Origin of the sequence: Paenibacillus piri (assembly GCF_004354045.1) — a bacterium.
Lineage (GTDB): Bacteria > Bacillota > Bacilli > Paenibacillales > NBRC-103111 > Paenibacillus_S > Paenibacillus_S piri.
Genome location: NZ_SMRT01000020.1, coordinates 58,627 through 84,393 on the forward strand (window position 1 = coordinate 58,627; position 25,767 = coordinate 84,393).

The following is a 25,767-nucleotide window of genomic DNA, read 5'->3' on the forward strand; positions in this document are numbered from 1 at the left end:
TAGATTTTTCATTATCTCCGCCATGGAAATTTGATATAATGATCAAACTTTCAACATTATCATTTTTCGGGGCGTGTGAACTTACATGTATAAGCGAAGCTTATTCGTAAAATTGCTGGTTTGGATGCTGTTGGCGACTGCGATTCCTTTTCTAAGCTCCAACCTGATCGCATACCGGTCGACCTCGGCCACATTGCAGTCGAATATGATTGAAATGAACCGCAATACGATGAACATCGGGATGGAAAACATGAAGAAATATTTGCAGGAGCTTAATCAATTGTCGGTGTCCTGGTATTACGACCAAAATCTGATCGGCAATCTTTGGCTGGACAAGCCTAATTTTGACCAGGACAACTATATTGACCGTCAATTGGCTTATTTGTATTACAGCAGACCCGACATAAGATTAGTCAACTTTTACAGCGGAATGAGCGGTCAAAAGTATGTGAAATTCAACTACTCGGTGTTGAACAATCCGCAGCAGCTGCACCTTCCTCCGGAGCGCAAAGAACAATGGAACAGCGTGCCGGGCTATGAAATGAATTCGTTTAACGGCAGCCGGTTTTTAACGATCCACAAGAAGGTCATCGATTATCCGAAGCCTAATGTTTTGGGACTGCTGTCGATGTATTTTTCAACGGATGAGATTGAGCGCTTGTGCAGGCAGCTGTTTAATCCCGCCCATGAAACCGTTTTTATGTATATGAATGCGGATCGCCAGCTGATGTATGCGTCTAGCGGAGCCGCGGAGAGCCTTTCCGTCCAACATTTGAAAAAGCCTGATCCGGATAAGGGTGCGGGGCAGCAGGAATATGTGTTCGGCGAATATAACGGGAAACAAGGGGTTTTCATCATAGTCAACGACCGATTTAATGAGACGCCTTTGACGATGGTCAAATTCATCCCGTCTGACTTCATTAATCAAGCGGCCAAGCAGACGCTGGACCGATCGTTGGTCATCCAGTTTATCGCGCTGGCCTTCATCCTATTGTTTACGTTTGCGCTTTCCTTTTCCACTATCGCTCCTATCAAAAGGCTTATCCGCAATATGACGCGGGTCGAGATCGGCCAGTTTGACGTAGAGCAGTTTAAAACCCGGGAGGATGAGATCGGCATTTTGGAGCTGCGTTTTCAAACGATGGTCCGGAATTTGAAGGATATGATTATCCGGGAATACGAGCAGCGCATCGAGCTGTCGACGGCCCAGTTAAAAATGCTGCAGGCGCAGATCAACCCGCATTTTTTATATAATACCTTGCAATCGATCGGGACTATAGCGCTTCGCCACCGGGTCGAGGAAATCAGCGATAAAATATCGCAGCTCGGCGCGATTTTAAGATACAGCATGGATTTGGACACGGAAACCGTTTATTTGCAAAAAGAGATCGAGCATATCGAACATTACTTGTCGCTTCAAGAAAACCGGTTCAAGCACAAGCTGTCGTACACGATCAATTGCGAGCCGGAAGCGTTAAAGGTAATGGTGCCCAAAATGATTTTGCAGCCGCTGGTGGAAAACAGTATTATTCACGGCATTGAAAGCGGAACGGGCACGGGCGCCATTTATCTGGATATTGCCAAGGTTCAGGATACGCTGCACTTATGTATATCGGATAACGGAAAAGGGATGGATTATAACGAAATCGAGCAGGTGAGCCTCCGGTTTAACGAGCCGAACATTCATAGGCAGGATGAAGGCGGCATTGGACTTATCAATGTGCTGCAGCGTCTGCGCCTCAAATACGGGGACCGGTTCAGCTGGGAAATCAGCAGTACGCCCTATGAGAAGACTGCCATTCGATTCATTATACCGATCCGGGAGGAGGAGCTTTAGTATGAACGTACTTATTGTTGACGATGAAGAGCATGTGAGAGAAGGAATCGATTTATCGATCGACTGGGAGACGTTCGGCGTCACCGGCAGATATATGGCTGAAAACGGCCTGGAGGCGCTCGAAATGATGAAGACTCACAGGCCGGCTGTCATGTTCTGCGACATGAAGATGCCGGTCATGAACGGAATCGAGCTGCTTCAGAAAATTAGGGAGGAAGGCTTCGATACGCATGTTATCGTGATCAGCGGCTACGACGATTTCGAATATACCCGCGCTACGATCAAGGCCAATGGCGTCGATTATATATTGAAGCCGTTTCGCCGCAAGGACGTCGAAGAAGCGCTGCATAAAGCGCTGCAGGTCTGGAAGCAGCGGTCGGATTCGAAGCAATCCGAAGCGGAGCGCGAATATGTAGTCCGTAAAGCGGATGCGCTGCTGGATGGAAAAAAGCTCGCTTCCTATGTTCAGGGGGATATTCCGTTAACGGCAGCCGTGCGAAAAATATTCGACAAAATCGGATTATCCGGCCAAATGCTTAAAATCGCGCTGATTCTCCCGAAAAACCGGATCAACATAGTCGAGCGGCGCTTTATGATGGATGACGATCTATTTTCGTTTTCGGTTGAAAATATCGCTCAGTACGCGCTTGGCAATCAATTTTCCCACTATTTCTGCAAGCTGGACGATTACCAATGGCTGCTGCTCATGGGAAGCGGTCATTCCGGGATGAACGGCGGCAATTACAATTTTCATCTGGAGCGGTTGAAGCGCGCTTGGCAGCAAACGCTCCAGCTTGACGTCCTGATCGGGGAAAGCAAAGCGCTTTCCGATCTGGCGCATATTCACGACGTTATCGGAGAAGCGAAGAATGCGCTGCTTAACGGCAATGTCATCGCCGGGGCGCCCGAAAGGGCCGGCAGCGTCGTATCCGATTTGCCTGCGTTAACGGATCAGCAGTTTCTGCTGAAGAAGGCGATTGAGGCGGGCAATAAATCGTTCGCAGCGGAAATTTTGCGGAAGCATGTGAATGCGATTCGGCAGAGAGGCACATTGCAGCTGAAGGAGCTCCAGGTTTGCACGATGGAAGCTAATTTGCTGCTCAGCCGCTGGAAGCAGTCGGCAGCGAGTCCGGCAGGCGACGCGCAAGCGCCGTCTCTCCCGCTATGGATTAACAATATTGATGAATGGGAGCAGGTGCTGGTAAACCAGGTTCAATTATTGATCGAGAGCTTGAACCCGCAAGCATCGGCCGGCCGCGGCATGGAGGAGATTAAAGATTATTTGGACAACCATTTTCACGAGGAGATTTCGCTGACGTTGTTGGCGGAGCATTTTCATTTCAGTCCGCAATATATTTCCAAAAAATTTAAGGATACGTACCAAATTACGATCGTCGCTTATTTGACGGATATCCGGATGGAAAGGGCCAAAGCGCTGCTTGCCAATACGACACAATCCGTATCGGATATTGCGAACCAGCTTGGATATGAGGACGAAAATTATTTCAGCAAAGTATTCAAAAAACAGTTCGGCGTATCCCCGTATCCGTACCGTAAACAAGTACATGAGATTAAATAATTCCTTGTTTCGGCGAATTTATTCCATGCCAATGAAAGCGAATTATAACTAAAATAAGGCTATCAAACCAGTATATATCAATTAGGAGGAGTCGAAATGAAGAAATGGTTGTCAACGGTAACTGCAGCAGCGCTAACCGTGTCTCTTATGGCCGGATGCGCCGGCGGACCCGAAGCTCCAAAGTCGGGCAGTGCCCCAGCGCCTCAAGGAAGCGGCACTAAAGCCGCACCCCCGATTACTTTAAAGCTGATCCAAAACAAAGTCGAGGTCACCGAGCAGGTCAAGCAAATGGCCGCCGACTATACGAAGGAAAATCCGAATGTGACGATCGACGCCCAAGTGGTACGGGATCTGGATACGCTGCTCAAAACGAGATTTGCCTCCGGGGATGAGCCGGATATCTTTTTCGCCAAAAGCTACAGCGGGGTTAAAGATTGGAGCGAGCGGCTGCTCGATCTGTCCAATGAGCCGTGGATGAGCCAGGTCGTTGCTTCCGCAGTGCCCGGCATGACCGTCAACGGCAAAAAATACGGCTTCCCTTCGGCGTTGGAAGGATATGGGTTTATTTACAACAAAGATTTGTTCGCCAAAGCGGGCATCGACAAAGTTCCGACTACATTGACCGAATTGAAGCAGCTGAATGAAAAGCTGAAAGCCGCCGGCATCGCTTCTTACGCCGAAGGCTATAAAGAAGGCTTTATATTGGGACGCAATCTGTTCAATCTGCCCTTCGCCTACTCGCCGAATCCGGACGAGCTGATCGGTAAAATCAGCGGCGGTACCGCCAAGGTTCAGGACATCGCACATATGAAAAGCTTCTTTGAAGTGCTTGATATGACCGTCAAATACGGAAAAGGCGTTGAGTCCGTCGGCATCAGCTACGATAATCAGGTTGCCGAGTTCTCGTCGGGCAAAACGGCGATGATGCAGCAAGGGGTTTGGACGATCGATCTGATCAAGAAGGTCAACCCGAATATCAAGATCGGCATGTTCGCAATTCCATTAACCGACAATCCGGACGATACGAAACTTCCGGTAGGGATTCCGGCTTACTATGTCATCAACAAAAATTCCAAAAATGTCGAGGAAGCGAAGAAATTCCTTGCCTGGATGCATAAGAACGGACAAAAATATTTGGTCGATTCGATGCATTTGATTCCGGGCTTTAAAGATTTGAAAGCGACCGACGATTTGGGACCGCTGGCTGCCGATATGAACACATACCTGGAAAAAAACAAGACGATACCATGGGCTTACCTGTTATGGCCGGCCGGTATGGACGTACAATTCACGAAACCGCTGCAGGCTTACATCGGCGGGCAAATCAACAAAGACCAGGCGCTTGAAGAAGTACAGAAGCTGTGGAACACCGCTGTAAAAAAATAAAGGTTTTGTTTGGATCAGCCATTGCGTCGATTCCGCCATATACCGGGGGTTGCGTACTGGCTGATCGTTTATAACGGGAGAAGAGGAGAAGTCTTCATGCTGACCAACAGATCCAGAAAAATATTGATTTACATCGTCTTCGTCTCCCCGGCTGTTCTTTTTTTCACTCTGTTCATTTTGTTGCCTTTTTTCAGAGCGATCGTCTTTTCATTTCAAGATTGGAACGGGATCAGCAGCGAAATCAAGTGGGCCGGTTGGAGCAATTACAAGCGTCTCTTGCATGATACGGAACATATGAAATCTTTTGCTTTTACGTTGAAATATGTGGTTGTCACGACCGTATTCGTTAATTTGGCAGGCTTTGGCCTCGCTTTTGTATTGAATATGGCACTGAAAACGAGAAATGCGTTAAGAACGGCGTTCTTTCTTCCGCATGTCATCGGATCGCTCGTCATCGGATTTATTTGGCAGTTCATTATTACGCAGGGCTTTCCCCAAATTGCGAGCTTGACGGGCCTTGCGGTTTTTTCGAAAAATTGGCTCAGCATTCCCGGCTACGCTTTCTGGTCGCTTGTTCTGGTGAGCGTCTGGCATTATGCGGGTTATTTGATGGTCATCTATCTTGCGGCGCTTCAAGGCATTCCGAAAGATTTGCTGGAGGCTGCCCAGATTGACGGCGCGAACCGTTGGAACCGGATGCGGACGATTATTATTCCGCTAATCATGCCGGCCATTACCGTCTGTTTGTTTTTGGCCATTTCACACGGCTTTAAGCTGTTCGATCTGAATTTCGCGCTGACGAAGGGAGGGCCCTTCGGAACAACGGAGTCGCTGGCTCTGCATATTTATTTGGATGCTTTTACGAAGAATGAGTATACTTACGCGTCGGCCAAATCCGTTGTGTTCTTTCTGGTATTGGCCTCCGTTACGGTCGTCCAGGTGTTCGTGCTGAAGCGCAAGGAGGTGGAAATGTAATGAATGATGACCGTTATAGTTCCGGTAAGCTCGTGATCGAGCTGATCATGATCGTTTTGGCCGTATTATTCTTTTTCCCGCTGTATTTGACGTTTATCAATGCTTTTAAACGATATGACGAGGTACTGGCATCCACATCGTCGCTCCCGCAAGTATGGCAGCTCGCCAATTTCGCAACGGTGTGGCAGCAAATTCAGTTTCCCGGCGTATTCGCGAATTCATTGATTATTACGGTAGGCAGCGTGGTCGGCATCCTGCTGATCAGCTCGGCTGCAGCTTACCAGCTGGTGCGCAATCCGGGCGTGTGGAGCAACATCATTTTTATGACGATCCTGTCTTCGCTCGTGATCCCTTTTCAGACGATGATGATTCCGCTCGTGAAGGTCGCCAAAGATTTTCACCTGATCAATACACTGCACGGGATGATTATTATGTACTGGGGATTCGGTATTCCGCTGGCGTTGTTCCTATATCACGGCTTTGTGAAAGGGATACCGGTTGAGCTGGAGGAAGCGGCAACCATCGACGGAAGCGGTACAGTCGGTGTTTATTTCCGGATCCTGCTGCCGCTGCTTGCTCCGATCACAACAACGATTGCTATTTTGCACACCTTATGGATTTGGAACGACTTTCTGCTGCCGTTTATTATGCTGAGCGCGAAAGCGAACCGGACGATCCCGTTGGCCACCTTCGTGTACTTCGGCGAATATATGAATCAGTGGCATTTGGCGCTGGCCGCATTGACGCTGGCGGTTATTCCGATCATTGTGTTTTTTTTGCTCATGCAAAGATATATTATTCAAGGCATTACGGCCGGCGCTGTAAAAGGTTAACAAGGCGCGGCGGTATAGCCCGGCTGTGTCCAAGCATACATCTAATAGAAGATAAAATGAAAATTGAAAAGGAGCAACTACAATGACAACAAAACCGTTAATGGGTTTAACGCTCGGCGATGCGGCGGGCATCGGCTCCGAGCTGGTGGTAAAGGCGCTGCAAGCTGCGGATATCCGCCAATTGGCGACCTGGGTGCTGATTGGAGACGAGCGCGTCCTGAAGCAGGGAGAATCCGCTGCAGGCCAAACACTGTCTTACCGTAAGGTGCAGAACGTCGACGAGATCAACGGCGAGGACGGGCTTTACTTCATCGACCTGCACAATTTATCGCCGGACGATTACACGCTCGGCCAAGTGTCAAGCAAGTCCGGCAAGGCGACGGCCGAAACGTTTACCTACGCGCTCGGGCTGGCTAATCAGAAAAAGCTCGCCGGCGTCGTATTCGCGCCGATTAATAAGGAAGCGCTGCATAGCGGTGGCGTGCCTCACCGGGATGAGCTGCATTTCTTTGCAGATTTGCTCGATTGCAAGGAAGGCTTCAGCGAAATTAATGTGATGGGCGATCTTTGGGTCACACGGGTAACTTCCCACATCCCTTTGAAGGAAGTCAGTGAGCTTATTACCAAGGAGCGCGTCGGCGGCATCATCCGCTTTGCCCATCGGACATTAACGAAAGTCGGTATCGCCAACCCGAAAATCGCGGTAGCTGCGCTCAATCCGCATGCAGGCGACGGCGGCCTTATGGGAATGGAAGAAATCGACGAAATCCGACCGGCGGTTCAGGAAGCTTTAACGCAGGGCATTAACGTGGAAGGACCTTATCCGGCCGATACGATTTTCCTGAGGTTAAAAACAAATCCGTTCGATTGCTTGGTCGGCATGTATCACGATCAGGCGCAAACCGGGATGAAGCTGATGGGCTTCAACCGAGGCGTCACAGTCAGCGGCGGGCTGCCTGTTGTCATTACGACGCCGGCGCACGGCACTGCTTTTGACATCGCAGGACAAGGCGTCGCCGATCCGGGGGCAACGGAGCAAGCGATGAAGCTGGCCGTCAAATTGGCGGGGATCTGATCCGGAGAGGAGTTTGGGTTATGAAACTGCCACGGTTGGCATTGGTGCGCCAGCGTTTTACCGGGCCCGCGGTAACCGATATTGAAGCGGAAGTAGCGGAGCAGCTGACCCTGCTCGGGCTGGCGGGATCGGTCAAGCCGGGCATGCGGATCGCATTGACGGCCGGAAGCCGGGGTATCGCCAATATCGCCGCGATTATCAAGGCGGCGGTTAAGCAGCTTAAGGCGCTGGGTGCGGAACCTTACATTATTCCCGCCATGGGCAGCCACGGCGGGGCTACGGCAGAGGGCCAGATCAAGGTGCTGGAAAGCCTGGGCGTGACCGAATCGTACTGCGGAGCGCCGGTGCTCTCCTCGATGGAAGCGGTGCAGATCGGCGCCACGGAGCGGGGTATCCCGGTCTATGTGGATCGTCACGCCTGCGAAGGCGACGGGATCATCCTGATCGGGCGGGTCAAGGTGCATACCGATTTCAAATCCCCGATCGGGATAGAAAGCGGCATTATGAAAATGGCCGCTATCGGCTTGGGCAAGCATAAGCAGGCGTTGGCGCTGCACAACTACGGCATTCAGGGAATCCGCGATTTCATGCCGGAGGTTTCGCGCGTCGTGTTTGAAAAAGCCAAAATTTTGTGCGGGATCGCCATTGTCGAAAACGCTTATGAACAAACCGCCAAAATCGAGGCGATCCCGGTACCGCATATTGAGGAGCGTGAGCGCGAGCTGCTCAAGCTGTCGGCGTCCTTGATGCCCAAGCTGCCCGTTCAGACGCTTGACGTGCTTCATGTCGATCAAATAATTTTAGCGGTACCGGGATGGATACGAACATCATCGGCAGAATGCGGATCATCGGCGTCGACGAGCCGGCGACTCCGAATATCCGTTATGTGATTGCCGGGGATTTAAGCGACGATTGCCAGGGCAATGCGCTTGGCATCGGCTTGGCCGATTTAACGACGAGACGATTGTTTGACAAAATCGATTTTCATAAAACGAACGAGAATGTGATCACCAGCACATTTCTTCACCGCGCGATGATTCCGATCATATTAGACAACGATTTGGAGGCAATGCGGACTGCGCTGCGCTGCAGCTGGGGAGTCGTCCCGGAGCAGGCTCGCATCATCCGCATCGCCAATACGCTTCATTTGGAGTATTTGTATGTTTCAGAGTCGCTGCTGCCGGAAATTCGGACGCTCGATGATGTGGAAGTGGTTGGAAGGCCGGAAGCGATGCAGTTTGACTCGCAAGGTGTTCTTCATCCGTTTCATAAATAAATGCAATAAGAAGCCAGATTATGATTGGAGGCAGGCGGAATGGAAAAAATCAGGGTGATTCAGATTGGTGCCGGGAGATTCGGGGCGTCCTGGATGAAGGTAGTGTGTGAATCGGATCAGGCGGAACTGGCGGCGGTTGTCGATGTCGTTCCGGAAAATTTACAGAATGCAAGCTCAATCGCCAATTTACCGGCAAGTAAGCTGTTCACCAGTTTGGAAAGTGCGGTTCAAGCGGTGGACGCAGATATGGTGTTGATCGTTACGCCTCCCAAAACCCACAAATCGATCGCGCTGCAGGCGCTGCGGACAGGCTTGCACGTTGTTCTGGAAAAACCGGTAACCCACTCCCTCGAGGAAGCGGTTGAGCTGCGGCAAGCCGGTATCCAATACGGTAAAAAAGTGATGGTCAGCCAAAATTACCGGTGGAGGCCTTCGATCCAGACGTTAAAGCGGCTATTGCGCGAGGAAGCTGTAGGCCGAATCGGCTACATCGAATACGCCTTTCGAAGAGCGGTCAAAATCGGCGGTTGGCGGGACGAGATGAACGAAGTGCTGCTGGAGGACATGTCGCTTCATCATTTTGATCTATTGAGATATTTGCTGGACAAAGAGGCCGTCGAGGTGTATGCCCAAAGCTTCCGGCCTCACTGGAGCTGGTTCAGCGGCAACCCGACGGCCAGTGTAAATATCCGGTTTGAAGACGATATCCGCGTTCATTATTTCGGCAGCTGGGTGAACAAAGGAGCGGAAACGACCTGGAACGGCGATATCCGGATTGTCGGAGATCAGGGGACGATCGAGATGAGTCAGGATCAAATTAGGATCTGGAAGGACGAGGAGAATGCCGCGCCGATAGCGGTGAAGCTGGACGAGCTCCCGTATGGGGGCGACCGGCTGGCTTCTCTGCACGACTTTGTACAAGCGATCCGCGAAGACCGGACGCCGCTGACCTCGATATCGGATAATATCCATACGTTCGGACTTACCTGTGCGGCCATTCACTCGGCGCAATCCGACGAAAAGATCAGGCTGAACGATTTTTACGGAAAAATGGGAGTGACACTATGAAATTGGGCGTCTTCATTAAACTATTCCGTACGCAACCGTTGGATCAGGCTATCGCTTTTGCGGCTTCGCAAGGGATTCAAACGATTGAGATTGCGACGGGCGGATATGTGGGCAACCATCATTTGAAGCCGAAGGAAGCGCTGGGCAACCCGCAGGCAATCGATAAAATCAAGCAAGTATTGGAGCAGAATGAGGTTGCCATCAGCGCGCTGAGCTGTCATGGCAATCCGCTTCATCCGAATCGGACTATCGCAGGTCAGCATCATGAAGATTTTATCGATACGATCTTGCTGGCGAAGGAACTGGGCGTCGATACGGTCGTCAATTTTTCCGGATGTCCCGGGGAATCCGAGGGGCGTGCTGGATACGAAGTCGTACCGCGATATCGCGAATCGTTCGTGGACCTTCCGCACCGTGGGCTACGGCAACGGACCGGATGTTTGGAAGGATATAATTAGCGCGCTGCGCACGGTAGGCTACACCGGAGCTATAAGCATTGAGCATGAGGATGGGCTTATGTCCACGCAGGAAGGCTTCGGCAAGGCGGTTCATTTTCTAAAAGAAATATTGATCACTGAAACTTCGGGCGAGATGTATTGGGCCACCTAAGCTGCCTTGATCGCTGCGGTTGACGGATAAATGCTCGTTTAACGGGAGGATGAGAAGGTTTGAAAGCGGATTTTCGCGCGCTTATCATGAAGGATAAAGATAATGTGGCCACGGCATTGGACGATATTCCTGCAGGTGCAGCGGTCGTTTTGCGTACCGAAGGAGCCGATTTGACAGTTATTTTGCGCGAAGCGATTGCTTTCGGTCACAAATTTGCGGTTCGGCCGATAGCTTCATCCGAAGACATTATCAAGTACGGCGAAGTCATCGGCATGGCCAATCAGCCCATTGAGGCCGGCCGGCATGTTCATGTGCATAATTTAGACGGAAAACGGGGCCGGGGGGATCAATTTGGAGCATAGTACGAAATTTTGGGGATACCGTCGTAAAGACGGAAGAGTGGGCGTCCGAAATCATGTGTTGATTTTACCTACGATCGTGTGCGCTACTCAAACCGCTAACCGCATTACCGAGCTGGTGCAAGGTACCGTTTCGTTCATTCACCAGCACGGCTGCGCTCAGGTCGGCGTAGATTATGAGCAGACGTTCCGCACTTACGTAGGGATCGGCAGCAATCCGAACGTATATGGTGTTGTCGTTCTCGGCCTCGGCTGCGAGACGCATCAAGGCCGCAGCGTTGCCGACGAAATTGCCAGGCAGACGGGGAAGCCGGTCGAGCTTGTCTCGATACAGGACCATGGCGGGACCTTAATGACAATAGCTATAGGGGCGCAAATCGCAGCGCGAATGGTCCAGGAGGCGACGATGCAGCGCAGGGTAGAGTGCGATGTCAGGGAGTTGATTGTAGCGACGGAATGCGGCGGCTCGGATGCTTGCTCGGGCTTGTCCGCCAATCCGGCCGTGGGCGTCGTCAGCGATATGCTCGTCGATCGGGGCGGAACGGCGATGCTGGCCGAAACGTCGGAAATTATCGGGGCGGAGCATCTGCTGGCGAACCGCGCGGTGGATGACAGAGTAGCCAAGCGGGTATATGAAGTCATCGAAGCGATGGAGAAAAAAGCGATCCTGATGGGCGTCGATATCCGTACGGGCAATCCTACTCCCGGCAACATTAAGGGAGGCCTCAGCTCGCTGGAGGAAAAATCGCTCGGCGCCGCTGCCAAAGCGGGTACGCGGCCGCTGCAGGAGCTTATTAATTATGCCGAGCGCCCGACCAAGAACGGCCTTGTCTGGATGGATACGCCGGGACAAGATATTGAACAGCTGACGGGTATGGTCGCCGGCGGGGCTCAGATCGTGCTGTTCACCAGCGGCCGCGGAACGCCGACAGGCTCTCCGATTGCTCCGGTCATTAAGATTGCGACAAATACGCGGATGTTTGAAAACATGTCCGATAACATCGACATGAATGCCGGGACGATCATCGAAGGCAAAGAAACGATCCAGCAGGTCGGCAGCCGCATGTACGACGAAGTGCTGCAGGTGGCGGACGGAAAATGGACGAAATCGGAAATTTTGAAGCAGTACGATTTCGGGATTAATCGAATCGGGCCAACGTTTTAATGACGGTTGAAGAGGAGTGATGTCATGAATAAAATCAAGGCGGCCATCCTCGGCTCAGGTAACATCGGTACGGACTTGATGTATAAGCTGGAGCGAAGCGAAGTGCTGGAGCTGACCGCTATGATCGGCATCGATCCGGCGTCGGAAGGCTTGCAGCGAGCTCGATCGAGAGGTTATGCAGCTTACGATAACGGTATTCAGGCTTTCGCCGATCATTCGGACATCGCGGATATTGTGTTCGATGCAACTTCGGCCAAAGCGCATGTCAGGCATGCCAAGCTGTTTAAGGAATTGGGCATAACCGCAATCGATCTGACGCCGGCGGCTCGCGGGCCGTTTGTATGCCCCGTCGTGAATCTCGGCGAGCATATGGATACTTCGAATGTAAATCTGATCACCTGCGGCGGTCAAGCGACAATTCCTATCGTTCACGCCGTGAACCGTACAGCCGACGTATACTATGCGGAAATCGTAGCGACGGTGTCCAGCCGAAGCGCCGGACCCGGCACGCGCGCCAACATCGACGAATTTACAAGCACAACCCGCCGCGGGCTTGAGGAAGTGGGAGGAGCCGACCGCGGCAAGGCCATCATCATTTTAAATCCGGCAGACCCGCCCATTATGATACGGAACACAGTCTACTGCCAAGTGAGAAACATGAATCGGCAGGCGATAGATCTTGCAGTCCGCGATATGGTTGCTCAAGTGCAGGCCTACGTCCCAGGTTACAAGCTGAGACAAGAATTGCTGTTCGATGGCGATCAAGTTACGGTCTTTCTCGAAGTCGAAGGCGCCGGCGATTATTTCGAGCCTTATGCCGGCAACCTGGATATTATGACCGCTGCAGCGGTACGGACCGGTGAAGCGTTCGCCCGTTATCGGCTGTCGGCAGCCCGGACAGGGAAAGGGGGGAGCGCAATTTGAAGCGGAACAGTACGGAACCGATCCAAATCACGGAGGTTTGCCTTAGAGACGGAAGCCATGCGGTCGCGCATCAATTCACGGTCGAGCAGGTTCGTGCGGTGACGCGCGCATTGGATGAAGCGGGAATGCACTACATTGAAGTGAGCCACGGCGACGGGCTCGGCGGCTCTACGCTGCAGTACGGCCGCTCGCTCGTTGACGAGATGAAGCTGATTGAGGCGGCCGTGGAGCAGTGCAGCCAATCGCGTATTGCGGTGCTGCTAATTCCCGGAATCGGTACCGTCCATGAGCTGAAGCAGGCGCATTCGCTCGGGGCGAAGCTCGTAAGGGTGGCCACGCACGTTACCGAGGCCGACGTTTCCGCGCAGCATATTCATTTTGCCCGGGAGCTCGGGATGGAAGCATTGGGCTTTCTGATGATGGCGCATTCCGCCCCTATCGATGTGCTTGTGGAGCAGGCGAAGCTGATGGAAAGCTATGGCGCCCAGGCGGTTTACGTGACCGATTCGGCCGGAACGCTGCTTCCTGAAGAAGTTCGCGCGCGAGTGAGGGCGCTGAGAAGCTCCTTATCGTGCGAAATCGGCTTCCATGCTCACAACAATCTCTCGCTCGCTATGGCCAATACGCTCGTCGCCATCGAGGAAGGCGCTACCCGGATCGACGGCAGCGTCCGCTGCCTCGGTGCGGGTGCCGGCAATACCCAGACCGAGGCGCTGATTGCCGTGCTGCAGCGAATGGATATGCACCTCGGCATCGATCTATACAAGCTGATGGATTTGGCTGAAGAGGTTGTGGCGCCGATTATGCATCGCGTGCCGGAGATCAACAAAGGAAGCTTATCCATGGGCTATGCCGGCGTGTACTCCAGCTTTCTTCTGCATGCGGAAAGAGCCGGCAAACGCTTCGGCATCGATCCGAGGGACATCCTGATGGAGCTGGGCCGCCGCAAAGCGGTTGGCGGGCAAGAGGACATGATTCTCGACGTGGCTGCCAGCTTGCACAAAAATCAGTAAATTGTCCATATAACAAAGAGAGCACCGGGATTGCGATTGCCCCCGGTGCTTTTTTGCGTTTTGATGCGGTTAATTGATTTTTTTAAACGACTCCAGCTGCTCCTGCAAAAACGCATTCCGTTTGCCGATGAACGATAAAATAAACGCAGGTTCCGAGGCAAATTCTTCGGCAAGCGCTTTTTTATAAGGGTCAAGCCCGATGAAAGGCTCCAGACACTCATGCAGGGCAGTTATCATCGGTTCCAATTTATGCTCGGTAAATTGAGTTTGAAGAATGTTTTCCAATATTTCGCAATAATACTGACGGAATTTGGGAATGTCTAAAATCCGGGCGGACAGCGTGTTACGGCCGTCGATCGCCAAGCGGTTGGGATGCAGTATGCGTCCGTTCACATTTCTTCCCCAGGTTGCGTCGTAATCCCACGGAATAATTGCAAAGCAGCCGGTCTGGCTGTTTTGATATAAGGCGTAGTTATGAATAAAGCCGTCCAAGTTTTGTGTGCAGACAGCTCCGGCCAGCCAGCGTAGATAGCTGTCGACATCCAGCAGCTTTTCGATTGCTTCTTCAAATTGCGCGACGGGAGTTATATTGATCGTGTAAATGAATGCCCGCAACCGTTGATCGTCGTCATCCGTGCCGTATTTCCGTACATACCCCGCCTCCAAAGCATCCTTAACCTCATCGGTTCTGGACTGAAGCAGCGAGAAATTCGCATCCGAATTGACTGCATAGTAGATCGGCCCGACCGGCAGCTCCCTCCTTTGCAAAAAAAGCTCGTCTACCGCTTCCAGCTTCAAGTAAATGCCGGCAAACGCCTCATTTATATACAGCAGCACGTAATGGGTTTGCGGCGACAATACGCCGATACCGGCAAAAAACTCAAAAGACAGCTTGTTTCGGATTAGCGACGGGTCCGCATATTCAGCGTTTAAATGGATTTCCCGTTGTCCTTCATATAATTCGGGATAAGTGAATTGAATCTGGAACGATTTTTTTGGAAATTTACGCGTATGAGCACCTCTAAAGGCAAGCTTGATTTGATATTCATCCCGGTCAAGTCTTAAAACCGCAGGTATCCACAGCTCGGCGCTCACATTCACGTTTAAACTCGCAAATGGCTCCGGATCAACCGTAATATAGTATGTCGTGATGCTGCTACAATCGTACATGCGGTCGGTCACCTCTTGATGGTTGTTTATTATTATTTATATTAGTAACTCATAGAGTTTGACACAGGTTAGGGACAGATTGAACCCGCCTGCGGAGGCTTGCAGCTAGAAGCCGTAAATCGGTACTGTTCGCCGCTGGGGATTCGTTGATTTTGCTAGCTGCCTATAGCAGAAGTTGTTCAAGCTCATATCCTATTAAAAGCTGGATAAGGAGGTGTATAAAAGTGAAGCATTTAAATAAGAATGAGCTGAAAGATGTGGTAGAGTCGATATCTGATCCGAAGCTTCATATTTATATGAAAAACCATCATAAGAAACATTCCAGTCATCATTCGTGTCACGATCATTCAACGTCTTCTTCATCCTCGACGTCATCAACGACCACAACAACGACCACAACAACGACCACAACAACGACCACAGGCGTGCAAGGCCCGCAAGGTCCGCAAGGCCCGCAAGGCCCTCAAGGCCCGCAAGGTCCGCAAGGTCCGCAAGGCCCGCAAGGTCCGCAAGGCCCGCAAGGCCCGCAAGGTCCGCAAGGTCCGCAAGGCCCGCAAGGCCCGCAAGGTCCGCAAGGTCCGCAAGGCCCGCAAGGTCCGCAAGGCCCGCAAGGTCCGCAAGGCCCGCAAGGCCCGCAAGGCCCGCAAGGCCCGCAAGGCCCGCAAGGCCCGCAAGGCCCGCAAGGTCCGCAAGGCCCGCAAGGTCCGCAAGGCCCGCAAGGCCCGCAAGGCCCGCAAGGTCCGCAAGGCCCGCAAGGCCCGCAAGGTCCGCAAGGCCCGCAAGGCCCGCAAGGTCCGCAAGGTCCGCAAGGCCCGCAAGGTCCGCAAGGTCCGCAAGGCCCGCAAGGTCCGCAAGGCCCGCAAGGTCCGCAAGGTCCGCAAGGTCCGCAAGGCCCACAAGGTGACCAAGGCCCGCAAGGTCCGCAAGGCCCGCAAGGTCCKCAAGGCCCGCAAGGTGMCCAAGGCCCGCAAGGCCCACAAGGCCCGCAAGGTCCGCAAGGCCCACAAGGTCCKCAAGGTCCGCAAGGCCCACAAGGTCCGCAAGGCCCGCAAGGTCCKCAAGGCCCGCAAGGTGACCAAGGCCCGCAAGGTCCTCAAGGCCCGCAAGGTGACCAAGGCCCGCAAGGCCCGCAAGGCCCGCAAGGTGACCAAGGCCCCCAAGGTCCGCAAGGCCCACAAGGTCCGCAAGGCCCGCAAGGTCCTCAAGGCCCGCAAGGCCCGCAAGGTGACCAAGGCCCGCAAGGCCCGCAAGGTCCGCAAGGTCCGCAAGGCCCACAAGGCCCACAAGGCCCGCAAGGCCCGCAAGGTGACCAAGGCCCGCAAGGCCCGCAAGGCCCACAAGGTCCGCAAGGTCCGCAAGGTCCGCAAGGACCCGAAGGACCGGATACTGGCACTATTGCTCTCTTTATTGCTACAAACCCGGCAGCACAAGCTGGTTTAACTGCGGGTACTCCAGTCACTTTTCCACTTAATGTAGTTCCGGATGGAAGTGCTATTACACGTACCGGGATTAGTACTTCTAGTTTCGACCTGAATACTGTTGGAACCTATGAAGTAACAATAAACTTATCAACTACGGCTGGCAGCACAGGTGATGCAGCTGTAGTAGTTAACGGCGCCCCAGTAGCAGTGTTTGCACCGCTTGGCGCTCCTCCTAACCCTATAGTCGGTACAATTATTTTTTCGATAGTTGCTGCTTCCACCTTGGAAATACAAGCTATAAACGGTACTTTGGAGCTTGGTCCGGCCGCAAGTATCGTGATACAACTATTGGCATAATCACTGGCAGAAATAAGCCATTCAATTAACTGCACAAGAGAATGAAGGCCGCAAAGTATTTCTAACGAGATGCTTTGCGGCTCTTTTCTTGTTTCTAAATTTTTGTCATTTTACAAATCCGGATGCTTACTCCAATGATGTTAGTATCCTATCAATCCGCATGATATCTTCTACAAATTGATGATAATTCCTTACACGTTCACGGTAAGAGTGAAGAGCTGTTTTGAATAACGCGTTCGTATCAAGAAATCCATCTTCCCGTGAGGCAATCATAATATCTAACCATTCACTAAATGCTTTTAGACCGAGTGTATTGTTATTTTGATTCGGATGTCTTCGAAAATAACTAAGAGCTTCCGGAATATAGACAGCTTTGCCTTTGGATAGCAAAGACAACCAGGCAGCTAGATCATTGATGAGAGAATACTGTTTCCCTTTGTATACTCCATATAGTTCGGTAAGATCTTTTTTTCTAAATAACACAGTTGTCGGTTCACCGATGACATTGAGACAACGGGTTAAAGCAACGTTCCCCAGCATTTTGCCGTCTAGGATCCTTGTTTCTTCATATAACCTGGCTGTAGCACCGATAGGCGGGAGAAACTGACCTGATTCATCGATGGTTTGTCGATAAGAAGTGACAAGCGTAATATTTTCAAATTCATTAAAAAAAAAGATCATTTTCGCGATTTTTTCTTTATGAAGAGTATCATCATCCATCAAGTAATTGATATATTCCCCTGTTGCCAGATCAAAGCATTTGTGCCAATTTTCAAGAAATAAATTCCGTTCGTTTTTATGATACTTGATCTGAGGAAATGAATGTAAATAAGGAACAAGCATTTCTTGTACTCGATCATCTGTACTATCATCACATATGATGATTTCGATATTCGGGTAGGTTTGTTCCAATACACTGTCGATGGCTATTTCTAGAGTATGCGGCCGGTTATACGCAGGTATGACTATACTAACTAATGGAAGTCCCACTTTAACTCCTCCTATCTCCAGTATCTACATTAGACTCCAACTGAGTTGTTCAACATGAACGTCCGGGATTGTCTTTGAGATTGCATGAAGTAACATTTGCTGCTTTTCCCCATATATATGTATATGTCGATGTAAAAGATTGTGATGATTAAGAGTAAATTTACTTATGGATCATCACGAATCTATTTTGTCGGATATCATAAAGGGGGATGGATATGCCATCAGATCATACTCCACTATTGACAACTCATTTATTTGTTTCCACGAAGATTTCACGGGATGGATTAGAAGAAATGTTTAAGATGTTGGCTGAAAGTGGCATCACAGTGAAGTTGTATGGATCTGATGATGCATTGGATATAAATCCTAAAGATCCTCGCGTCTATGTTTCACTGGGAGCGGGATGGGAAGAATTTAGAACACTGAATACATTACCTGCTCACGAGAGAAAGAGGTGGTTACATTTCAATTCTCCAACAGAAATTCAACCATCCAAATTATTTTACTGCTGGCTCAACCGGACCGATCCTCTCCCTGAAAATAAAACCGTACTTTCGGCCCGTTTTTCTTCAGATACTCCGCTAGTGTCCGTGTTCACAGCTAGTTACAAGTCCAAAGAAAAAATTCAGCGGCCTTATCACTCCCTACTAAATCAGACATACTCGAATTGGGAATGGGTTATTGTAGATGACTCCGGTGATGAGGATGAGACATACAACCAAGACTTGCTCCCTCTAGACGACCCCCGTGTGAGGAGGTATCGCCAAGATTCCCGCAATGGCTACATAGGGGCAATCAAACGGTATGCAGCAGGTCTATGTACAGGGGAAATTTTAGTAGAAGTAGATCATGATGATGAGCTAACTCCTTACTGTCTAGAGAAGATGGTTGATACATTTCAACAAAACCCCGAATGTGGCTTTGCTTATGGGGATTGTGCAGAGGTGTACGTAGGGAGCCACCATGCTCATTGGTATGGTTGGGATTGTGGTTTTGGATACAGTATGTATTATCGAGTTTGGGTACATGCGATGAATCGATGGCAAAATGTGCAGAAGCACACTACCATCAATGGGAATACCATCCGTCACTTGGTAGGTTTACCGAATCATCCTCGTGCGTGGACGAAGGATATTTATCATCTGATTGGGGGCCACCGCGAAGAGCTATTGGTTGCAGACGATTATGATATGCTGGTTCGGACGTTTCTTTATACTAAATATGCAGCAATTCCCGATTTACTCTATATTCAATATCGGAATGAAAATGGAGATAACTCTACTTTTCATAGAAATAAGCAGATTCAGATTCTCGTAAAAGAACTTAACAGTTATTATCATCCGAGAATCCTCACAAGATTGCAAGAACTGGGTTTACCCGAGGATTTGCCATATAGTCGTATATGGGATACTAATACAGATAACCCTGCGCGGAAATCTGCTCATATCATTCATGAAAAATTATCCGGAGTTTCAATCCTGTTTCCTATTCCCCACTCCTGTCCTACAAATGAGCATTCAGAATTATTTAAAACTATTCAAAAGGGCATAGAATCTAACTTTAAAGAGATCGAAGTAGTTGTTGTAGGTCGTATTCCTGCTGAAATCGAGACCTTTGCGTCGAAGGCGCCCATGGGAGCCATACGATGGTGGCCAATGGAGCCGAATGATTCATTAGAAACGTGTATCCAATATGCCAAGTTCTGCTCTTCATGTACAGAGAAAATAGTAGTGTTGCCGTGAGCCTCTACAGAGCCAGGTTATGCTAACGTAATAGCCGTTTCCCGGATGAATTAAATGTTGGACAACTGTATTATTATGCCAACGAGCTGTTCGAACATCAAAAGTATGCGAAAGCGATAACCTACTACAACAAATTTTTGGCAACCGGCAAAGGCTGGGTCGAGAGGATGAAATCTCGTCCTGCAGCAAGCTGGCCGAATGCTACCATGCAGCTATGCGTCTGCTACGACCGGTTGGGGCAGCATGAAGCGGCGTATGACGACCAAATAGTTAAAAAGCCAGACGATTGCTCCATTATGCCTATTGAAAGAACTCAATAGGCCTTTTTTGTTTTTCTGCATGCCATCTATAAGAAATTTCAACAAATGATTTCTTTCATTCGTCCAAGCGCATTAATGTTCGAAATCATAAGCTACAAAATGAGACTTTAATAGTTTCAAATTTACTATGAGACTGAGGTGAAATCATTTAATAGCTTTAGAAAGAATTGAAAGTCTCTCTTTTAAGGCTTTGAGTTTGCAAAATCGAATCTTGGTTTGAACTCAATAATAATGATACACATCACGTTCCTAGTAAGAAATGAAACATAATGTTCAAATGCGTACAGGTTCGAAAGCAGCGGAAGCGGTCGAATTTGACGGCTGAAAGAGAGTGAAGCTTTTGAAAGAAAGAGTTTGAACAGGGTCATTTACTCAAGTAAAACGGAGGTGTCTAATTCCTTGGAAGAAGAAAAAGCTACGATATCTCATCACCCCAAACCACCTAAACCGCCTAAACCGCCTAAACCGCCTGATCCGCCAAAACCAGGACCACCGGGGCCTCCAGGACCAAGAGGCGCAACAGGACCAACAGGACCAACAGGACCAACAGGAGCGACAGGTGCCACGGGTCCTGCAGGAGGTCCTCCAGGAGAAACCGGTGCCACAGGTGTGACCGGAGCCACAGGAGCCACGGGAGCGATAGGAGCGACAGGAGCCACAGGAGCGACAGGAGCAACGGGAGCGACAGGAGCACCGGGAGCCACAGGTGCCACAGGAGCAACGGGAGCCACAGGTGCCACGGGAGCGACAGGCGACCCAGGAGCAACGGGAGCCACAGGGGCGACAGGAGCAACTGGAGCAACTGGAGCAGCTGGAGCGACAGGGGCGACAGGAGCAACAGGCGATCCAGGAGCCACAGGAGCGACCGGAGCAGCTGGAGCAGCTGGAGCGACAGGAGCAACAGGCGATCCAGGAGCCACGGGGGCCACGGGAGCGACAGGAGCAACGGGAGCCACGGGAGCCACGGGAGAGACAGGAGCGACAGGAGCCACAGGAGCAACTGGAGCCACAGGTGCCACGGGAGCGACTGGAGCAGTTGGAGCGACAGGGGCTACAGGAGCAACAGGCGATCCAGGAGCCACGGGGGCCACGGGAGCGACAGGAGCAACGGGAGCAACGGGAGCCACGGGAGCCAGGGGAGCGACAGGCGACCCAGGAGCAACGGGAGCCACAGGGGCGACAGGAGCAACTGGAGCCACGGGAGCGACAGGCGACCCAGGTGCCACGGGAGCCACCGGAGCGACAGGCGCGACAGGCGACCCAGGAGCCACAGGAGCACCGGGAGCCACGGGAGCCACAGGCGCGACAGGAGCCACCGGAGCAACAGGCGACCCAGGAGCCACAGGAGCTACCGGAGCGACAGGCGACACAGGTGCCACGGGAGCTACCGGAGCCACGGGAGCCACAGGAGCGACAGGTGCTACAGGAGCCACGGGAGCGACAGGAGCCACGGGAGCGTCAGGAGCCACGGGAGCGACAGGAGCAACGGGAGCGACAGGTGCTACAGGAGCAACAGGTGCCACAGGAGCCACAGGTGTGACCGGAGCCACAGGAGCCACGGGAGCGATAGGAGCGACAGGGGCTACAGGAGCTACGGGAGCGACTGGAGCAGCTGGAGCGACAGGGGCGACAGGAGCAACAGGCGATCCAGGAGCCACGGGGGCCACGGGAGCAGCTGGAGCAGCTGGAGCGACAGGGGCGACAGGAGCAACAGGCGATCCAGGAGCAACGGGAGCGACAGGAGCACCGGGAGCCACAGGTGCCACGGGAGCGACTGGAGCCACGGGAGCCACGGGAGCCACGGGAGCGACAGGCGACCCAGGAGCAACGGGAGCCACAGGAGCAACGGGAGCCACAGGAGCAACAGGAGCGACAGGAGCACCGGGAGCCACAGGTGCCACAGGAGCAACGGGAGCCACAGGTGCCACGGGAGCGACAGGCGACCCAGGAGCAACGGGAGCCACAGGGGCTACAGGAGCAACAGGCGATCCAGGAGCCACAGGAGCGACCGGAGCAGCTGGAGCAGCTGGAGCAGCTGGAGCGACAGGGGCGACAGGAGCAACAGGCGATCCAGGAGCCACAGGTGCCACAGGAGCCACAGGAGCACCGGGAGCCACAGGTGCCACAGGTGCCACAGGAGCCACAGGAGCAACGGGAGCGACAGGAGCGACAGGGGCTACAGGAGCAACAGGCGATCCAGGAGCCACGGGGGCCACGGGAGCAGCTGGAGCAGCTGGAGCGACAGGGGCGACAGGAGCAACAGGAGCAACAGGCGATCCAGGAGCAACGGGAGCGACAGGAGCACCGGGAGCCACAGGTGCCACGGGAGCCACTGGAGCCACGGGAGCCACGGGGGCCACGGGAGCGACAGGAGCAACGGGAGCCACGGGAGCCACGGGAGCCACGGGAGCGACAGGCGACCCAGGAGCACCGGGAGCCACAGGGGCGACAGGTGAAACCGGAGCGCCAGGAGCCACAGGAGCGACAGGAACGACAGGAGCGACCGGAGCCACGGGAGCCACGGGAACGACAGGAGCAACTGGAGCCACAGGAGCTACGGGAGCTACGGGAGCGACAGGCGACCCAGGAGCACCGGGAGCCACAGGGGCGACAGGTGAAACCGGAGCGCCAGGAGCCACAGGAGCGCCAGGAGTAACGGGAGCCACAGGAGCAGCGGGAGCCACAGGGGCGACAGGTGAAACCGGAGCGAYCGGAGYCACGGGAGCGACAGGAGCAACTGGAGCGACTGGCGACCCGGGAGCCACAGGAGCGACAGGAGTAACGGGAGCCACAGGAGCTACAGGAGCAACGGGAGCCACAGGAGCTACAGGAGCAACGGGAGCCACAGGAGCAACTGGAGCGACAGGCGACCCGGGAGCCACGGGAGCCACCGGAGCGACAGGAGCGACAGGAACGACAGGAGCCACGGGGGCCACAGGTGAAACTGGAGCGAYAGGAGCCACGGGGGCCACAGGTGAAACTGGAGCGACAGGAGCCACGGGAGCCACCGGAGCAACGGGAGCCACCGGAGCTACGGGAGCGACAGGCGACCCAGGAACAACGGGAGCCACAGGGGCGACAGGGGAAACCGGAGCGCCAGGGGCGACAGGGGAAACCGGAGCGCCAGGAGCCACAGGAGCCACGGGGGCCACGGGAGCCACAGGAGCAACTGGAGCAACAGGCGATCCAGGAGCCACAGGAGCGACCGGAGCCACGGGAGCCACCGGAACGACAGGAGCGACAGGAGCGACAGGAGCCACGGGTGCCACAGGTGAAACTGGAGCGACAGGAGCGACAGGAGCCACGGGTGCCACAGGTGAAACTGGAGCGACAGGAGCGACAGGAGCCACGGGGGCCACAGGTGAAACTGGAGCGACAGGAGCCACGGGAGCCACAGGAGCCACGGGAGCCACCGGAGCCACAGGAGCGACAGGAGCCACGGGTGCCACAGGTGAAACTGGAGCTACAGGAGTGACAGGAGCCACAGGAGCCACAGGAGCAACGGGAGCAACGGGAGCCACGGGAGCAGGAGCTGCAGGTGTTCTATCTTCTTTGGCTGCTACGAATCCTGCCGCTCAAACTGTTGCAGTGGGTAGTCCAATTGCATTTCCAACGACCATTTCTGCATTAGGTACTGATATTACCCCGAATGGTACTGGTACAGTCTTTACATTAACTGCAGCGGATGATTATCGTGTACGGTTTAATTTACCTACAACAGTAGCCAATACGGGTAGCGCACAAGTATTTCTTAATGCAGCAGCTGTCGGACCGGTATTTAGTTCCACACCTGGTACTCCGATAATTGGCGATGTAACAATTTCAGCACCAGCGGCATCTACATTGGAAATACGAGCTGTTACTGCAGCATTGGATCTAGATACGGGCGCCATAATATTAATTGAACGATTATTATAATTTATACCATTAAACATGTGGAGTCAGTCTATTCAAATGTCGTAAGGATTTTCCCTGATGAACTACATTTAACAACAGTCCCTTTCTACTCATTTGTAGAAAGGGAAGCATCAGGTCTTCCAATTTTGCCAGCAACCATTGCAGGTGTTCAGGTTTGGTAGCTCGGGTCTTACTGTTACGCTAAAAGGTTGAGTATCTCGCTCAACCTTTTTTTAACGATAAAGAAAATATAATTTTCAGCGGATCTGAATAGTTGCTTTATCACAAGAAAACCTACCACGAAGCTGTTTGGAGCTTGGAGCGACAGCTAAGAATCCTACGGCATATGGCGTTCGACAGACCTTCACTCTAGCTGTCAGTGGCAATCTGCAGTACCGTACGCTTCGTCTACGGAGAAACAAGTGGAATAGCGTACGTTCACACAAGACGTTTCGCCGCCATATCATATCATAATAGAAGGCTTGAAACGTATACCCGAAACGTTGGGAGTGACCATCTGGTGGTAACTGTCAGTTTGTGTATGATCGTCAAAAATGAGGAGGATACGATCGGCCAATGCCTTTCCTCGGTTGCCGAAGCGGTCGATGAAATCGTCATCGTTGACACCGGATCGACGGATCGGACGGAATCGATTGTCAGAACGTTCACCGACAACGTGTTCCATTTTAAATGGATCGACCATTTTGCCGCTGCTCGCAACTTCGCATTCCGGCAGGCGACGAAGGATTATATCTTATGGCTTGATGCGGACGATATTTTGAAAGAAGAAGACTGCAGCAAGCTGATTGCCCTGAAGCAGGAGCTCGACCCGAGCGTCGATTCGGTATCGATGTTTTACAATTATGCATTTGACGAGTTCGGCAATCCGATTACGAGATTCAGGCGCAACCGGCTTGTGAAAAGAGAGAAGCAGTTTCAGTGGTTCGGGGCTATCCATGAATATTTGGACGTCAGCGGCCATATTATCAATAGCGATATTACTGTTACCCACTGCCGGATTCATAATAAGAGCGACAGGAATTTAAAAATATTCCAAAGCATGCTTTTGCGCGGAGAAAAATTTTCGCCCCGGGACCTGTATTATTATGCCAACGAGCTGTTCGACCATCAAAAGTATGCGAAAGCGATAACCTACTACAACAAATTTTTGGCGACCGGCAAAGGCTGGGTCGAGGATGAAATCTCGTCCTGCAGCAAGCTGGCCGAATGCTACCATTGTCTGGGCAATCCGGATATGGAGCTCGACTCGATATTCCGCTCGTTTCGATACGATAGCCCGCGCGCCGAGTTTTGCTGTCGGCTCGGTTATTATTTCCTTAATCGCAGCCAGTACGAAGCGGCCGTGTTCTGGTACAAATTGGCCACGCAGCTGCACCGTTCCGATGATCAGTGGGGATTTACGAATCCCACCTGTTCGACCTGGCTGCCGCATCTTCAGCTATGCGTCTGCTACGATCGGTTAGGTCAGCATGAAGTGGCCTATGAGCATAACGAGAAAGCCCGCAGCTATCGACCGAACGACCCTAGCATACTGCAAAACAAAGCGTATTTGGAATCGGTGCTGAACAAGTCCTAACAGGACACAGATTCTTAATAAAACAACTAAGCTTCCGCATCCACAGAAAGTAGTGGGCGCGGAAGCTTGTTTTAGTTGTGAAAATATAAGTTTTAATCTTTGCTGTGCAACCGTGACAAACTCACTCGTCCTTTAAGGACGGCGAAGCCGTTTATCCTGCGATCCGGGAAAGGG

At 52.1% G+C, this 25,767-nt stretch carries 20 protein-coding genes and 1 pseudogene; 18 read left to right on the forward strand and 3 right to left on the reverse strand.

All coding sequences use genetic code 11. The features are described from left to right. Window positions 1-85 precede the first annotated feature (85 nt). The 14 genes and pseudogenes from E1757_RS29585 (at window position 86) to dmpG (ending at window position 14,099) form a co-directional block, all read left to right on the forward strand. On the forward strand, window positions 86-1,837 hold the full coding sequence (locus E1757_RS29585) for a sensor histidine kinase (RefSeq protein WP_133235061.1): 1,752 nt from the start codon (window positions 86-88) through the stop codon (window positions 1,835-1,837). Window position 1,838: 1 nt separating this feature from the next. Continuing rightward, entirely contained in the window at window positions 1,839-3,416 is a 1,578-nt protein-coding gene (locus E1757_RS29590; RefSeq protein ID WP_165972348.1) for a response regulator transcription factor, read from the forward strand. Window positions 3,417-3,512: 96 nt separating this feature from the next. Continuing rightward, entirely contained in the window at window positions 3,513-4,802 is a 1,290-nt protein-coding gene (locus E1757_RS29595; RefSeq protein WP_133235065.1) for an ABC transporter substrate-binding protein, read from the forward strand. 96 nt (window positions 4,803-4,898) lie between these two features. Further along, window positions 4,899-5,777 (forward strand): carbohydrate ABC transporter permease, encoded by an 879-nt coding sequence (locus tag E1757_RS29600; RefSeq protein WP_133235067.1) that lies wholly within the window; start codon window positions 4,899-4,901, stop codon window positions 5,775-5,777. Continuing rightward, window positions 5,777-6,610 carry a carbohydrate ABC transporter permease gene (locus E1757_RS29605; protein WP_133235069.1) on the forward strand — a complete coding sequence of 278 codons (834 nt, stop codon included), beginning with the start codon at window positions 5,777-5,779 and terminating at the stop codon, window positions 6,608-6,610. Before E1757_RS29600 ends, E1757_RS29605 begins: the two co-directional genes overlap by 1 nt. Before the next feature lie 82 nt (window positions 6,611-6,692). Continuing rightward, entirely contained in the window at window positions 6,693-7,685 is a 993-nt protein-coding gene (locus tag E1757_RS29610; protein WP_133235071.1) for a 4-hydroxythreonine-4-phosphate dehydrogenase PdxA, read from the forward strand. A gap of 20 nt (window positions 7,686-7,705) precedes the next feature. Beyond that, the gene (locus E1757_RS29615) at window positions 7,706-8,575 is read left to right on the forward strand and encodes a lactate racemase domain-containing protein (RefSeq protein WP_246079634.1); all 870 of its coding nucleotides are present in this window, start codon (window positions 7,706-7,708) and stop codon (window positions 8,573-8,575) included. Then, the gene (locus E1757_RS36725) at window positions 8,500-8,961 is read left to right on the forward strand and encodes a hypothetical protein (protein WP_246079635.1); all 462 of its coding nucleotides are present in this window, start codon (window positions 8,500-8,502) and stop codon (window positions 8,959-8,961) included. Before E1757_RS29615 ends, E1757_RS36725 begins: the two co-directional genes overlap by 76 nt. A 39-nt stretch (window positions 8,962-9,000) precedes the next feature. Continuing rightward, window positions 9,001-10,029, forward strand: a complete 1,029-nt coding sequence (locus E1757_RS29620; RefSeq protein WP_133235073.1) for a Gfo/Idh/MocA family protein — start codon at window positions 9,001-9,003, stop codon at window positions 10,027-10,029. After that, window positions 10,026-10,638, forward strand: a pseudogene (locus E1757_RS29625) (sugar phosphate isomerase/epimerase family protein). Before E1757_RS29620 ends, E1757_RS29625 begins: the two are co-directional and overlap by 4 nt. Window positions 10,639-10,697: 59 nt before the next feature. After that, window positions 10,698-11,000, forward strand: a complete 303-nt coding sequence (locus E1757_RS29630; RefSeq protein WP_246079636.1) for a UxaA family hydrolase — start codon at window positions 10,698-10,700, stop codon at window positions 10,998-11,000. Beyond that, window positions 10,990-12,162, forward strand: coding sequence for a UxaA family hydrolase (locus E1757_RS29635; RefSeq protein WP_133235075.1), 1,173 nt, complete (start codon window positions 10,990-10,992; stop codon window positions 12,160-12,162). The genes E1757_RS29630 and E1757_RS29635 overlap by 11 nt, the downstream gene beginning before the upstream one ends. A 24-nt stretch (window positions 12,163-12,186) precedes the next feature. Further along, window positions 12,187-13,086, forward strand: a complete 900-nt coding sequence (locus tag E1757_RS29640) for an acetaldehyde dehydrogenase (acetylating) (RefSeq protein ID WP_133235077.1) — start codon at window positions 12,187-12,189, stop codon at window positions 13,084-13,086. Further along, on the forward strand, window positions 13,083-14,099 hold the full coding sequence (gene dmpG / locus E1757_RS29645; RefSeq protein ID WP_133235079.1) for a 4-hydroxy-2-oxovalerate aldolase: 1,017 nt from the start codon (window positions 13,083-13,085) through the stop codon (window positions 14,097-14,099). Before E1757_RS29640 ends, dmpG begins: the two co-directional genes overlap by 4 nt. A 69-nt stretch (window positions 14,100-14,168) precedes the next feature. Here dmpG and E1757_RS29650 read toward each other — a convergent pair whose 3' ends face one another. Both E1757_RS29650 and E1757_RS36265 read right to left on the reverse strand, forming a co-directional pair. Beyond that, a complete protein-coding gene (locus tag E1757_RS29650; RefSeq protein WP_133235081.1) occupies window positions 14,169-15,269 on the reverse strand; it encodes a CotH kinase family protein in 1,101 nt (366 codons plus the stop codon). A gap of 195 nt (window positions 15,270-15,464) precedes the next feature. After that, window positions 15,465-16,166: a hypothetical protein gene (locus E1757_RS36265; protein ID WP_220446553.1), complete on the reverse strand. Its 702-nt coding sequence runs from the start codon at window positions 16,164-16,166 to the stop codon at window positions 15,465-15,467. A 3-nt stretch (window positions 16,167-16,169) separates the two neighbouring features. Between E1757_RS36265 and E1757_RS36270 the strand changes: the two genes are divergently transcribed. Continuing rightward, window positions 16,170-16,709 carry a hypothetical protein gene (locus E1757_RS36270; protein ID WP_220446554.1) on the forward strand — a complete coding sequence of 180 codons (540 nt, stop codon included), beginning with the start codon at window positions 16,170-16,172 and terminating at the stop codon, window positions 16,707-16,709. A 464-nt stretch (window positions 16,710-17,173) separates the two neighbouring features. Here the strand turns inward: E1757_RS36270 and E1757_RS29660 are convergent, their stop codons facing one another. Next, a complete protein-coding gene (locus E1757_RS29660) occupies window positions 17,174-18,037 on the reverse strand; it encodes a glycosyltransferase family 2 protein (RefSeq protein ID WP_133235083.1) in 864 nt (287 codons plus the stop codon). A 215-nt stretch (window positions 18,038-18,252) separates the two neighbouring features. On the opposite strand from E1757_RS29660, the gene E1757_RS29665 reads away from it, so the two are divergent. The 3 genes from E1757_RS29665 (at window position 18,253) to E1757_RS29675 (ending at window position 25,593) form a co-directional block, all read left to right on the forward strand. Beyond that, entirely contained in the window at window positions 18,253-19,779 is a 1,527-nt protein-coding gene (locus tag E1757_RS29665; protein WP_133235085.1) for a glycosyltransferase, read from the forward strand. A gap of 929 nt (window positions 19,780-20,708) precedes the next feature. Continuing rightward, window positions 20,709-24,017, forward strand: coding sequence for a hypothetical protein (locus tag E1757_RS29670; RefSeq protein ID WP_220446555.1), 3,309 nt, complete (start codon window positions 20,709-20,711; stop codon window positions 24,015-24,017). 499 nt (window positions 24,018-24,516) lie between these two features. Next, entirely contained in the window at window positions 24,517-25,593 is a 1,077-nt protein-coding gene (locus E1757_RS29675) for a glycosyltransferase (protein ID WP_133235087.1), read from the forward strand. The last annotated feature ends 174 nt before the right edge of the window (window positions 25,594-25,767 follow it).

Excerpts from the sequence above, each read along its gene's own strand:
- E1757_RS29590 (WP_165972348.1), top strand. The coding sequence starts at position 1,839 with ATGAACGTACTTATTGTTGACGATGAAGAGCATGTGAGAGAAGGAATC.
- E1757_RS29620 (WP_133235073.1), top strand. The coding sequence starts at position 9,001 with ATGGAAAAAATCAGGGTGATTCAGATTGGTGCCGGGAGATTCGGGGCG.
- E1757_RS29595 (WP_133235065.1), top strand. The coding sequence starts at position 3,513 with ATGAAGAAATGGTTGTCAACGGTAACTGCAGCAGCGCTAACCGTGTCT.
- E1757_RS29585 (WP_133235061.1), top strand. The coding sequence starts at position 86 with ATGTATAAGCGAAGCTTATTCGTAAAATTGCTGGTTTGGATGCTGTTG.
- E1757_RS29610 (WP_133235071.1), top strand. The coding sequence starts at position 6,693 with ATGACAACAAAACCGTTAATGGGTTTAACGCTCGGCGATGCGGCGGGC.
- E1757_RS29665 (WP_133235085.1), top strand. The coding sequence starts at position 18,253 with ATGCCATCAGATCATACTCCACTATTGACAACTCATTTATTTGTTTCC.
- E1757_RS29600 (WP_133235067.1), top strand. The coding sequence starts at position 4,899 with ATGCTGACCAACAGATCCAGAAAAATATTGATTTACATCGTCTTCGTC.
- E1757_RS29605 (WP_133235069.1), top strand. The coding sequence starts at position 5,777 with ATGAATGATGACCGTTATAGTTCCGGTAAGCTCGTGATCGAGCTGATC.
- E1757_RS29615 (WP_246079634.1), top strand. The coding sequence starts at position 7,706 with ATGAAACTGCCACGGTTGGCATTGGTGCGCCAGCGTTTTACCGGGCCC.
- E1757_RS36725 (WP_246079635.1), top strand. The coding sequence starts at position 8,500 with ATGGATACGAACATCATCGGCAGAATGCGGATCATCGGCGTCGACGAG.
- E1757_RS29640 (WP_133235077.1), top strand. The coding sequence starts at position 12,187 with ATGAATAAAATCAAGGCGGCCATCCTCGGCTCAGGTAACATCGGTACG.
- E1757_RS29650 (WP_133235081.1), bottom strand. The coding sequence starts at position 15,269 with ATGTACGATTGTAGCAGCATCACGACATACTATATTACGGTTGATCCG.